This is a genomic window from Nocardia sp. NPDC049190 (genome assembly GCF_040648115.1).
In the GTDB taxonomy this organism is placed as follows: domain Bacteria; phylum Actinomycetota; class Actinomycetes; order Mycobacteriales; family Mycobacteriaceae; genus Nocardia.
Genome location: NZ_JBEZDE010000077.1, coordinates 1 through 10,685 on the forward strand (window position 1 = coordinate 1; position 10,685 = coordinate 10,685).

Sequence of the window (10,685 nt, forward strand, 5' to 3'; positions counted from 1 at the left end):
GTCACGAAGTCGGAGCCAGGCTTTTGAAACGTCGGTGCTGGTCGCCTTTTGCTGACGACCGCGCGGCTTGGTGGTGGTGTTCATATCTGCCTCATGGGTCATATGTGCCGATATGCTCATTTTAGGCGGGATATGTGGTTATAAACAGTGTTTTATGGGTGTGCTTAAACTGAAACGGTATAAGGCACTAGAATAAGCGCCTGAAAGGGGCATAACGACGTTGACTTAGGTTTACGTATGTTCCACTAATTAAACTTGATTCAAAGTGCTACGAATTGCCCTCAACCTGCTCTGACCTGCTGTCAGGGCACATTTGTACTCCTTGAGCCAGAGAGCCACCTCATGTCCGTCATTGATTGCGACTACCTGCCCACCGTGACACCCCAGCAGTTCCCGCATGAACTGGCCGTTCTGATCGTCCGCAAGGCTTCAGCCATGGCCGAGGCATTCGAGCAACAGGCACTCGACCAGCTGACCAAGGATGCAATCTCAGCACTTTCCGCCGGCGCAGATCCTCGCCAGGTCATCCGGCAGATGCGGCTTTAACTTCCCCCACTGGGGAGTGTCGTTGCCAGGAACGGCACCCCTTTTACGACCTGGTCGTGAAACTACCGTGATTCCGGTAGATGCCCTGCAACTGCTACGAACGTAGCGTTTTAGGGGCTGCAATTATTTTGCACCCCCCTATTGCATTACTAGTAATGCCATGACAAGATTGCTCAGCGTTACTAGTAATCAGGAGGGCAGATGGCAGACCAACCAGAAAATCCAAACACTCTGCGGCAAAGGGCATTCAAGGAGCGCCAACGGGCAGCTGGCTACAAGCTCACAGCGCTTTGGATTCACACAGAGACGGAACAGGAGGGTAAGCAGGCAGCACGCGACGGGAAGCCACTCAAGCCGATGGAGTCGAAAGACCCCTTGAGCTGGGCCGCGGGATGGATCGCCGAGAAAAGGAAGGTGGACGATGGCTAATTACAGGGAGATATGGACGCAAGCCTTTGGGGCAATCCCTCAAGGAATGGTGGTAGACCACATCAACGGCGACAACACAGATAACAGGCTTGAGAACCTGCGTCTGGCCACCCCGGCACAGAATATGTGGAACAAGTCACGCTCACCACTGAGCAAATCAGGCTTCCCTGGTGTGCATAGGGCTCAAGGCGGGATGTGGCGGGTGCAAGTGACGGCTAACGGCGTGATCCACAAAGGCGGCAAGTTCAGCCGCCTTGCTGATGCTGTAGCGAAGTCCAAGGAGATGCACGCCCAGCTGCATGGCGAGTTCAGCGGTATGCACAGCAGGGCTGGCTGGGAGGCACCAAAGGAAGGCAGCAAAGGGTCAGATCTATTCGTAACCCGAGTAAGTCTCACACTGCCGATCGAGGTCATGAATAGAGTCGAGCACTACATCGAACGTCTCAAGCGTGACCACTACATCGAGTTGAACGCATCAACCGCGCTAAAGGCCTTGCTGATCGCTGGCCTGGACGCAACCGAAAGTAACTAAAGGTGGCCCACCCGGTGCTGTAACACCGGGAAGGCCTGTCGCATAACGAAAACGTGGGTAAACGCCATGCAACAATATCAAAATGCCAGTAATTGCGTCAAAAATCAAGAACTTATCGACGAAACGGCCGTAGTTTTGGACCTGCTGGCCTTCGCCATGGCCACCATTGCCAACCCACGCACCCCGGCGGTGCTGAGCCAGGCCCTGGCCATCCTCTCCTATAACTGCGCTGCGAACTGGTCTGCCATGCTCCACGGCGAAGCAGCCGCGGTTGAAGGGGGTGCGCAATGAGCCAGAAAGCGAGCTCCACCCAAGCGGACAAGGCCAACAAGGCAAAATGGGCCATTCAAAACAGCGTTGAATCCATGCGTGAAGGCGGCCGGTTCGCGCTTTCGGTTAGCAAGCTGCTGGAGGCGTTCGCAAATGAGGACGTGTCGGCCGAGGTGATGACGCCCATGGTGATTGATGGCTTGGCGATCGGTCTGCAGATGCTCGGCTATCAGCTGGCAGCAAGCGCTGATTCCGCAGAACGCCTCACCGGGGAGGGTGCACAATGACCTCCTTTGCAGATCACCCAGCACTCCAGGGGCTCGACAGCGAGAAGCTGGCCGAACTCGCACTGTACGGCTTGCGGTACCGGGCCCTGGGCGCCGTCGATATCGACTTTTCCAACCCTGACCGTTTGGACGTGTACTGGACCGGCGAGCGCATGGTGAAAAACGCGATAAAGGTGGCGATGAAGGCGACCAAGGCGGGCAACATCCTGGCCGAAAGTCGCGTCAGTGAGGCAATCGGGCACCTGCAGGCGCTGTTCAATTGCAGCGTGATCAGTCCAGAGTTCTACCACGCGCAATGGAAAATCATCCTCGACCGGCAAAAAGCGAAACTTTCGTAGTATGGCCAGGCACTACCCTGTAACGGGGTGGTGCCTTTCCAATGCATCCAGCTTTGGATGGATCAAAACTGAGCCATGATCCAAATCTGGTCTATCGAGATAGGTCCACTTTTGGACGCATCTCAAGTAATTACCCGAGCGGTACCGAGCCAGATCATATGGTCCGAGTCAGACATGCAGCACCTTACCCATCACACTCACTGCACTACAGGCATGTGAACATCGGAGAGAAGCCGCCAAAGGCAGGTCTATCTGATATGGCTTTGAGACACTTACAGCTTTAGCCACCTTGCTACCGTGGCATGACCTACGCCTATTGCTGCACCAATCTCCCTGACACTCTTACCCTCGGCCGCCATTGATTGAGCCGTGGGCAGCAGCTCGTCACGCTTTGCCGCACCCTTGCGCTGTCCGCGCTCCGACTGGATCTCGCGGAACTTCGCCGGCGTGAACTTCTTCCAGGTCCAGCGGCTGATGCTCTTGGCGATCGCGCGGCACTCGCTCGGCTGCAGGGGATTGCCTATGTCGTTCATGTTCGCCTGTTGCACCAGGTCGAGTACTGCGCGCTCAAACGCCCGGTCACCACCTGGGCCCCAGTAGTCTCGGACAAGGCTGTACGACTTCACCCGCACGACTTCGAACACGGTGCAATTGCGGCCCAGGCCGGCGTAATCCACCTGCCGGCTGCGCTTGCGCATTTCGTAGGGGCTGGGCAACTCCACCAGCTCGGCCAGCTCCTCGAGGCAGTAGGGCGGATCGCGCCAAACCTTCGTGATCCAATGCTTGTGGCTGGGGTTCTTCACTATGAGCCCGGAATACCCCCTGTCGGCATCCAGGCCGCGCCTGAGCCCTTCCTGAATCGCCGCCATGAACATGGCCGGCTTTATCCGGGCAACGTCTGAAACGGCTACAGGGGCTTCAAGCAGGTATATCAGGTGGGCATGACCGTTTGCCGGGTTGCGGACGGTCATGTTGGGGGGTGGACAGTTGCGGTCGTTCCAGTCGATTGCAGCCAGCGGCCGGTCAACGTCGAAGCACAGGCATACCACCAGCTTCGCCGTGTTGGGCTGGATTAGCAGGCACTGCATGGCCTCGGCCAGCGGTAGCCGATAAAGTCCCCGGTTTTCAAGGCTGTCTGTGCAGTAGGGCCGGCTCGGAAGTCGGCTACTGAACAGATCCAGAGGCTGTTGCGTCCACGACTGGGCCGCCCCGCTCGCGCGGGGTGCCCGTTGAACTGCCATTGATCATGCCGCCCGTTCTGACAGGTGCCGTTTAACGGCGTCCAGGTCATAACGCACGATGCGCCGAGTGATGCGCAGCGGCTGAGGGAATTCAGGGTCTTTTGCCCAGCGGATCAGTGTGGGCTCGGTGATACCAAGGGCTTCTGCCGTGGCCTTACCGGAATGACGGTGCGTATCGATCTTCATATGCTTTACCTGGCAATGAAGGCCGGTCAGCTATCCGTCGGCGTATTACGCAGCGTGTTGACGCCGTGAGAACCAATGGTACTATCTCACCACTGGTTGGCTCTTTGCCGATCAGACTCAAGAGCAGCCCGTGTCAAGGTACTCTGTTAGCTGGTCCGAACCTTCTGGTTCATGAAGCCCTCAACTGGTTGGTCCCGGTTGGGGGCTTTGCTTTTTCTGCGTTGCAGAAAGTAGTCCCGATGTTATCCGCGACTCGGAACCATTGCAACCTATCAGATGCGCATGGAACTCCCTATTTATAAGGCCGCGCCACGTTTTGCGATCTACGAAAACGTGGCGCGGATTTTCATCTAAAACTGTCCAGTAAATCCGCGAACGATTGCGCACCAGGTTGGCCGACTTTACCGGGCAGGGGGTTCTCCACCACCGGTGGGTTATCCCCCGCTGGGGGTTCAACCTCAGATCGAGGACGGAGACCGTCGTGACCTATCAGCCTCAGCTCCTGGCGCAACCCGGCCACCTCTTCGCGCAAAAGCCGCAACTCAGCTGCCATTTCAGCCCAGCCTGAAGGTGTCGGGGGTATGTCTGGTTGAGGTGTCGAAGTGTCGGGCTCAGGTGTCGGGCGGCCTGGTGGCTCGCCATAGACGCGGATCATTTCGGACAGGTCGACAACCCTCTGGCCCTTGCCGTCAAACCCAGCAGATACGCGGCCTTTCTCGACAGCCTCATACAGCGTCGAGCGGTGCAATCCGTAGAGTTTGGCCATGCGGCCGAGGGTCAGTTTGCTCATGTCGGGCGGTGTCGGGTCTTGTCTGTCGGGCGTCCGACACTCTATCAGACCGTCAGGCTATCGCGGATCTTCAGCACCGTGGTGGTGGAGCAGCTCGCGTGCCTGGCGGTCGCACGCACGCCCAGGCCGGCGCGTAGCAGCTCCTTAACGCGCTTGTGCAGGTCCGCGTCCACCGGGCGGCCCTGATACCGCCCTTCGGCCTTCGCCTTCTCGATGCCCTGGGCTTGGCGCTCCCGGCGCTGCTCGTAATCCTTGCGGGCAATAGCGGCCATCATGTCGACCAGCATTGAGTTAATCGCGGCCAGCATCCGGCCGGTGAACTCGTCGCCGGCGGTGTCCTTCATGCTCTGGTGACTGGTGGGCAGATCGAGCGCGACGATGCGCAACCCCTTGGCGTCGATCGCGGCTTTCAGCTTCTGCCAGTCGGCTTGGGGGAGACGGGACAGCCGGTCTATCGACTCGACCAGCAGCACGTCGCCCGGCCTGGCGTCTTTGAGTAGGCGCAGCAGCTCTGGGCGTTCGGTAGAGGCGCCGCTGAGGTTTTCCACGTACTCGCTTGCAATGGTCTGGCCGTGATCGCCGGCGAAGCGCTCCAGGGCGGCACGCGCCCGGGTTGCGTCTTGCTCTGTGGTGGATGCTCGAAGGTATGCGCGGATGAACATGGCCCGTTTCCTTGGGTGTATCAGTAAAGGTGCAATTTATCTAATGTTGCACTTTGACTGTTACTTATCAAGGAAAAGCACATATCAGACCTAAAAAGCCTGTATTAGCCAGCGCATACCTTTAAAAACACCTACACCACGCGCAGCGCTGACCTTCTGCCGATTCGCTCAGCCTTCCCGGTCATTGCTTGGCCTTTTTTCTCGCACTCCTTTGATAGCTCCAGGTAACGCAACCCAATCTCGGGTTCGTCGTGCACGACTGCCGCCATGAGCCGGCCTATCAGAAGTCCGGCGTAACGGTTCCGCTCCTGGTAGTCCTGGATGGTGGTGGGAGGGCTTTTAAGCAGCAGCCGCTCCAGGACTATTTCGGTAATGGCGCCGATCATCTCGACGCGCTGGTCTTCGGTTATCAAACGTTCCTCCGGTTGCTCGGATCGAGCAGGCCGTTTTGTCCCTTCTCTTGCTGGATTACCGCGCGGGCCATGCGTGGCCCGTCCGTCGCCATTACGGCCTTGGCAATTGCGTAAGCGCGCTGCTCCAGGCCCTGGGAGGCCTCAACGCTTGACGTTCCGTCCGCGTTGATGGTGATGCTGATTTGAGGCTGAACAGCTGACGGGCCAGATCGGGAAGCACCGCCGGTACCGCCGTCATTTGCCGCCGAGGGAATTGCAGACACGTTGCCGTTGCGCAGAGCCTCGACAGCGGCGACACCGCCGTAGCGCTGGATATCCTTCTGGCTCCAGACCACCTCGCCCTTGTGCACGGTGCCGGCGACTTCGTTAACGCCACCAGGCCCTGTGTAGCCGCCACCAGAGAACCCAATCCCGGCGATAGCTGCCACGTTGGCAGCAGCGGCAACACCAGCAGATACGGCAAGGGCCATGCCAAGCGGGTAAGGTTGAACCGCCAGGGCGTTCTGGACTGCCACATACCCTTGGATGGTGGCCTGCGCGATTGCCGCCGCCTTCCCTACCGCTGCCAGCTTCTTGTTGCCCGACTGGCTGAGCGCGGTCATGTTGCCGAAGAAGTCAGCACTCGACGTCAGTACCGCCGAGTTCTTGGCGCGCTCGATCTTCGCCTGGTTGTCCCGGCCCTGCTGGTTGATGTTGTTGACGCGCTCGGCATAGGTCTCCTCATTGATAGCCTTGAGGTCGAGATAGGCCTTCTGCTTTTCCAGTTCCATTGTGCGCCAGGCGTCAACCTTCGCTGACTCTTCGTTGAGTCGCTGGATTTCGCTGTAGGCTCCACCCACTGAGGCGTCGATGCCGGTCACCTGAGGCGCCTGCGAAACGCCCTCAATGGTTCCAGGCTTCTGGGATGCCTTGAGATTGACGTCACGAATCTTGATCAGGGTTTCGAGCCGCTTCATCGCCTCGGTGTTGCCCTGGCGTTCGTACTCCGCCATTTGGGCCGCGTCATCCAGTGAGGACTTGAGGCTGTTTGCCTCCCGCAGCTGGCCAGTGAGGGTTAGCAGCTGCACCTGGTCCCTTTGGGCGGCCTGTATTGACTTTGTCAGCTCGGCTTCCCGCTCAAGGCCTGCATTTCTCTTGAGTTGAGCGGTGATCATTTCTTGACTGGTCAGCAGCGACTTCTGGTCGGCCGTCAGGGTTTTTTTACCCTTGATGTCTGCCAGCTGCTGCTCCCACTTGATCAGGGCCTGGGCTTCGGTGCCAACCCGCGCAACGCCGGCTCCCTGCTGGCTGATCATCGAGTTTTGTTGCATCAGCACTGCGTAGCGTTGACGCGCCTGGTCCAGAGCCTTGGTCCCTGCGTCCTCGCTAAAGACCTTTTTGGATGCCGTAGCGGCGGCCTCCTTGGCGTCTTTTTCCTTGGCATACTGCAGTAGCAGTGCCTCCTGCTTGGGCAGAAGTTTGCCCAATTCGCCACTCTCGATGGCGTAGCGCACTTTGGCGAGCTCGGTGTTTTGCCCCTGCAGGGCTGCCTGCTTTTTCAGGTCAACCAGCAGCTTCTCGTATGCTGGGTTTACCACCGAGCCGGGCGCATCACCGGTGGGGCTCTGGCTGGCCAGGTCAGCGGCACCCTTCTGCATGCGGGCCTTGAGCGCATTGATAGCCGCGCCTTTTTTCTCGAGGCCGGCAATCTCCTTATCAAGCGCGTCGACGTCATAGAACTTGAATTTGTAGAACTTTGTATCGCCGGGTTGGCCCTTCATGAGGCTGGCCCTCATCGCTCCCAGGTCACGCATCTGCGACATGGTCTCGTTGAGGTCTGCATTCAGCCCTGCCACGGTCTGCTTGTCGTCCCTGAAGTAGTCCAGGAACTCGCCAGAGTTGAACCTATCCATCACTCCAGAGAGGGCCAGAACGCTTTGGGCAAACTTGTTGCTCGCGCCCAGGGCTTTGTCCAGGTTGCCGGCGGTCATGATCAGCGAGTTATTAAACGCCGTCATGGCCTGGCTGCTGGTCACGGTCAGGACTGACGACAGTTCGTTGACCTTGTCCTTTTGGTTCTGCAGGGCCTCTACGACCTTTTCCGAAGTCAGCTTGCCATCGGCGCCCATCGTCCTGAGCTGTCCGATCGTCACCCCAAGGCCTCTGGCGATGGCCTGGGCCAATGCCGGGGTTTGCTCCATGATCGAGTTGAGTTCATCACCGCGGAGCGTGCCGGAGGCGAGCGCCTGGCCGAACTGAACCATTGAGGCGTCGGCTGCCTGCGCGCTGGCACCACTCAAGGCGACGGCCTGGCTTACCGTCTTGCTTATGCTGGCCACCTCACCAAAATTCAGGCCAAGCTGTTTGGCGTTTTGCGCAATCCGCTGATAAACCTGCGCCGTTGACTCCATGGACTGCCTGGCGTCCTGGGCGACCTGGAACACGCTTTGTTGCGCGTAGGCGAGCTGTAGCGTGCTGTCTGTGACCAGCTTTAGGCGGTTTGACAGGTTGGTGTACACCTCCGCATCTTTTGCCACCTTGAGGGCTGCCAGCATGGCCGTAGCAGCTGCCGCCAGTGGCACCGGCATACGGCTGGCCGTTAGGGCAAGATTGCTGAGGCGCTCCCGCATGACCGCTACCGGCTGCGCTGCTGAGCTGGCTTTGTCGCCCAGGTCTTTCATGGATGCGCCGGCCAGAGCAAGGCTCGGGCGCATTGAGACCCCGGCGTCACTTGCAGCCTTTAGGCCGTGCCGCACGTCCTCAAGCTTTTTTTCAGCGCTTCGGCTGTCGACCTCTAGGACAAGTCTGGATGTTTGAGTCAATGTAAGCTCCTGAGCGCGTCATAGGCCCGCGCTGCATGTTCTCCGGGGTGAATGCCCGGTGGGGCCTGTACGACGATAAGGGCGTCATCAGGTGCTGTTGTGTGCTGGATCAGAACGGCGGCAGGCCTCACACCTTCAGGCTGTTCTATGTCGTACGCGTGGTCGATAAGGGCGCGGGCCATTAACTCGGCATCGCCTTCTGTTCCAGGGAAGAAAAGCTGCCGACGACTGCCGGCCAGATGGTATTCACAGTTCCAGCCAGAGCAGGGCATGGGCCCATCACCCCGGCGACTTGAGATGATCCCTACGAGCAGGACGTGAAGAGGGTTGTCGAAGCGCTCATGCACCTCTGTAGCGGCCCGCTGAATCTCAGCCTTTAGGGCTTTGAGGGACATACGAATCCTCCAGCAGCTCGCCCAGGCTCATTGGCGGCACAGGTGCACCGTTGACGACCTTGGCGCTTAGCTCATCCATCAGGTCGCTTATCTGCCTGACAGTGTCGTCAGTAGCCATCTGCTCGGCCTGGGCCTTGAGCCTGGCCAGCAGCGCATGCCGGCTCACGGCCGCTTCTCCATCAGCGCGCGCAGTTCGGCCAGTTGCTTCTCAAGCTCGGCCACCTCGATAACCCGGGCCATGCTCACAACACTGTCGATCAGCGCCTTTCCCTGGTCCGGAGGTAGCGTGCCGGCGGCGACGGCGGCAAGGATCGACCGAGCGCACCCCGGCAGGTCGGATTCATCCAGGTCGAAGGCGACCGGCTCCGATACCGGCTTGAGTGGCGGCACCAGGCGCTCCAGGATCAGCCTACAGGCCTGCATGTCGCCCTTTTTGGCGGCTGCCAATACCTTTTTTGTGACAGCCTCGGCGCCGTCGGCCAGGCGCGCCCGGATTTCCCGTGTCTGGCTCGAGCGGCCGCCCGGGTTGCCGGACGTGCCTGGCTTGAAGTGTCCGCGCGGCGTGCGGTCCTGGGGTGGCTCGCGCTTGCTCAAGGTCAACCCCGCTTACTGAATGGCCGAGTTGAATTTGAGCCAGGCATCGTCCGATGCGGCGGTCTGCCTTTCGAACTCACTTGCCACCTCGGCCTTGCCCACCACCAGAGACTCGACGGCGAACATATCGCTGAAAGCCCCCTTGACCAGCGCCTGGGACTTCTCCAGGGCCTGGCGAAGCTTGAGCAGGTCCGGGCTGTACTTCTCTTCGGCACGCCGGCGGAAGCTGTTCCGTTGCACGTCGTTAACGCCGGTGGTGATCTCACGGCCGGTGAACACCGCGTGCATGATCGCGCCGTCTTTGGTGTCGATCGCTGCCTGAATGGCCTTACCGCGCGCCTCTGGCGTCATGGCGCGCAACGCCTTGCGGATCTCGGCGGCATCATGCGAAACCTGCAGGCCCAACGAAGCCTCGACCTGGTCGGCAATCTCGACCAATCGGCCCTTGATGGTGTTCAACGTTGCGTCGTGGTTGCGGGCTGCCGCCTCGAGCATCGATGTGTAGGCCTTCGACGCTCGGTTGAGGTGACCGGCGGCCGTGTCCGTGGGGTTGCGGTTTTTGCGGATGCTCTCCAGGGCCTCGAAGCTCTCGACCATGCGGCGCTGAGTGTTGATCGCTCCGGCAATGGCGCGATCCTCAGCGAATGGACCCGCGACTGTCTTGATTTCTCGGGCCCAGCTGTCGCTGCCCATAAGGTTGGTGGTGCGCGGCAGTGTGGGCAGCGCAGGGGGTGCCGATGGGCGCGCCGGCATTGATGCCTGGGTGTTCATCAGATCAGCATTTTCAGGGGGCATGGGTTTCTCCATATGGGCGAGCGCTTTGCTCACCTGGTAGTGATCAGGCGGCAGTGCTGAGGTAGTAGACGGCCACGGATTTGTGCGTACGGCCCTGGGCGTCGACTACTGGGCGCTGATGGGTGCGGATTGGGTAGCCGGCCTCGCGCAGCTCCTGGATGCGTGCAGCGGGGTGCATCACGTTGAGCTCGTCACGCGCCGCCACAGTGGTCAGGGGACCGGCCTGCAGGCTGGCCAAGATTCGGGCCCGCTGCGCCGACGTGCTGGTGTTGGAGATGTCGGTGATGGTCATGCGGCCACTCCATGGCTGTTGTTGATCAATGGGCGGCGCTCGGCCAGTGCGATAAGCAGGGCGGATGCCTCAAGGTTGCCGGCTTCGGCTGCGTCACGAAGTCGGAGCCAGGCT

At 59.7% G+C, this 10,685-nt stretch carries 15 protein-coding genes; 5 read left to right on the forward strand and 10 right to left on the reverse strand.

Features of this window, described 5'->3' with window-relative positions; translation table 11 throughout:
- Positions 1 to 342 precede the first annotated feature (342 nt).
- The 5 genes from AB0B25_RS31130 to AB0B25_RS31150 all read left to right on the forward strand — a co-directional run bounded on the left by AB0B25_RS31130 (position 343) and on the right by AB0B25_RS31150 (position 2,402).
- Entirely contained in the window at positions 343 to 546 is a 204-nt protein-coding gene (locus tag AB0B25_RS31130; RefSeq protein WP_357187171.1) for a hypothetical protein, read from the forward strand.
- Between the two features lie 421 nt (positions 547 to 967).
- Positions 968 to 1,507, forward strand: coding sequence for an HNH endonuclease (locus tag AB0B25_RS31135; RefSeq protein ID WP_357187174.1), 540 nt, complete (start codon positions 968 to 970; stop codon positions 1,505 to 1,507).
- Positions 1,508 to 1,573: 66 nt separating this feature from the next.
- Positions 1,574 to 1,798, forward strand: a complete 225-nt coding sequence (locus tag AB0B25_RS31140; protein ID WP_357187177.1) for a hypothetical protein — start codon at positions 1,574 to 1,576, stop codon at positions 1,796 to 1,798.
- A complete protein-coding gene (locus AB0B25_RS31145) occupies positions 1,795 to 2,064 on the forward strand; it encodes a hypothetical protein (RefSeq protein WP_357187180.1) in 270 nt (89 codons plus the stop codon). Before AB0B25_RS31140 ends, AB0B25_RS31145 begins: the two co-directional genes overlap by 4 nt.
- Positions 2,061 to 2,402, forward strand: coding sequence for a hypothetical protein (locus AB0B25_RS31150; RefSeq protein ID WP_357187183.1), 342 nt, complete (start codon positions 2,061 to 2,063; stop codon positions 2,400 to 2,402). The genes AB0B25_RS31145 and AB0B25_RS31150 overlap by 4 nt, the downstream gene beginning before the upstream one ends.
- Before the next feature lie 272 nt (positions 2,403 to 2,674).
- Here AB0B25_RS31150 and AB0B25_RS31155 read toward each other — a convergent pair whose 3' ends face one another.
- From AB0B25_RS31155 to AB0B25_RS31200, 10 genes are all read right to left on the reverse strand, one after another.
- Complete coding sequence (locus AB0B25_RS31155) at positions 2,675 to 3,490, reverse strand: replication initiation protein (RefSeq protein ID WP_357187186.1); 816 nt, start codon at positions 3,488 to 3,490, stop codon at positions 2,675 to 2,677.
- A gap of 156 nt (positions 3,491 to 3,646) precedes the next feature.
- Entirely contained in the window at positions 3,647 to 3,829 is a 183-nt protein-coding gene (locus tag AB0B25_RS31160) for a hypothetical protein (protein ID WP_357187189.1), read from the reverse strand.
- Between the two features lie 346 nt (positions 3,830 to 4,175).
- Positions 4,176 to 4,619 (reverse strand): hypothetical protein, encoded by a 444-nt coding sequence (locus AB0B25_RS31165; RefSeq protein ID WP_357187191.1) that lies wholly within the window; start codon positions 4,617 to 4,619, stop codon positions 4,176 to 4,178.
- Between the two features lie 44 nt (positions 4,620 to 4,663).
- On the reverse strand, positions 4,664 to 5,281 hold the full coding sequence (locus AB0B25_RS31170) for a recombinase family protein (RefSeq protein ID WP_357187194.1): 618 nt from the start codon (positions 5,279 to 5,281) through the stop codon (positions 4,664 to 4,666).
- A gap of 131 nt (positions 5,282 to 5,412) precedes the next feature.
- Entirely contained in the window at positions 5,413 to 5,694 is a 282-nt protein-coding gene (locus tag AB0B25_RS31175) for a hypothetical protein (protein ID WP_357187197.1), read from the reverse strand.
- A complete protein-coding gene (locus tag AB0B25_RS31180) occupies positions 5,691 to 8,495 on the reverse strand; it encodes a tape measure protein (RefSeq protein ID WP_357187199.1) in 2,805 nt (934 codons plus the stop codon). Before AB0B25_RS31180 ends, AB0B25_RS31175 begins: the two co-directional genes overlap by 4 nt.
- A 369-nt stretch (positions 8,496 to 8,864) precedes the next feature.
- Entirely contained in the window at positions 8,865 to 9,056 is a 192-nt protein-coding gene (locus AB0B25_RS31185) for a hypothetical protein (RefSeq protein WP_357187202.1), read from the reverse strand.
- On the reverse strand, positions 9,053 to 9,484 hold the full coding sequence (locus AB0B25_RS31190) for a DUF5681 domain-containing protein (protein WP_357187205.1): 432 nt from the start codon (positions 9,482 to 9,484) through the stop codon (positions 9,053 to 9,055). Before AB0B25_RS31190 ends, AB0B25_RS31185 begins: the two co-directional genes overlap by 4 nt.
- 12 nt (positions 9,485 to 9,496) lie before the next feature.
- Positions 9,497 to 10,312 (reverse strand): hypothetical protein, encoded by an 816-nt coding sequence (locus AB0B25_RS31195; protein ID WP_357187208.1) that lies wholly within the window; start codon positions 10,310 to 10,312, stop codon positions 9,497 to 9,499.
- 10 nt (positions 10,313 to 10,322) lie between these two features.
- The gene (locus tag AB0B25_RS31200) at positions 10,323 to 10,571 is read right to left on the reverse strand and encodes a helix-turn-helix domain-containing protein (protein ID WP_357187211.1); all 249 of its coding nucleotides are present in this window, start codon (positions 10,569 to 10,571) and stop codon (positions 10,323 to 10,325) included.
- Positions 10,572 to 10,685 lie beyond the last annotated feature (114 nt).

Excerpts from the sequence above, each read along its gene's own strand:
- AB0B25_RS31130 (WP_357187171.1), top strand. The coding sequence starts at position 343 with ATGTCCGTCATTGATTGCGACTACCTGCCCACCGTGACACCCCAGCAG.
- AB0B25_RS31135 (WP_357187174.1), top strand. The coding sequence starts at position 968 with ATGGCTAATTACAGGGAGATATGGACGCAAGCCTTTGGGGCAATCCCT.
- AB0B25_RS31140 (WP_357187177.1), top strand. The coding sequence starts at position 1,574 with ATGCAACAATATCAAAATGCCAGTAATTGCGTCAAAAATCAAGAACTT.
- AB0B25_RS31145 (WP_357187180.1), top strand. The coding sequence starts at position 1,795 with ATGAGCCAGAAAGCGAGCTCCACCCAAGCGGACAAGGCCAACAAGGCA.
- AB0B25_RS31150 (WP_357187183.1), top strand. The coding sequence starts at position 2,061 with ATGACCTCCTTTGCAGATCACCCAGCACTCCAGGGGCTCGACAGCGAG.
- AB0B25_RS31155 (WP_357187186.1), bottom strand. The coding sequence starts at position 3,490 with ATGCAGTGCCTGCTAATCCAGCCCAACACGGCGAAGCTGGTGGTATGC.
- AB0B25_RS31160 (WP_357187189.1), bottom strand. The coding sequence starts at position 3,829 with ATGAAGATCGATACGCACCGTCATTCCGGTAAGGCCACGGCAGAAGCC.
- AB0B25_RS31165 (WP_357187191.1), bottom strand. The coding sequence starts at position 4,619 with ATGAGCAAACTGACCCTCGGCCGCATGGCCAAACTCTACGGATTGCAC.
- AB0B25_RS31170 (WP_357187194.1), bottom strand. The coding sequence starts at position 5,281 with ATGTTCATCCGCGCATACCTTCGAGCATCCACCACAGAGCAAGACGCA.
- AB0B25_RS31200 (WP_357187211.1), bottom strand. The coding sequence starts at position 10,571 with ATGACCATCACCGACATCTCCAACACCAGCACGTCGGCGCAGCGGGCC.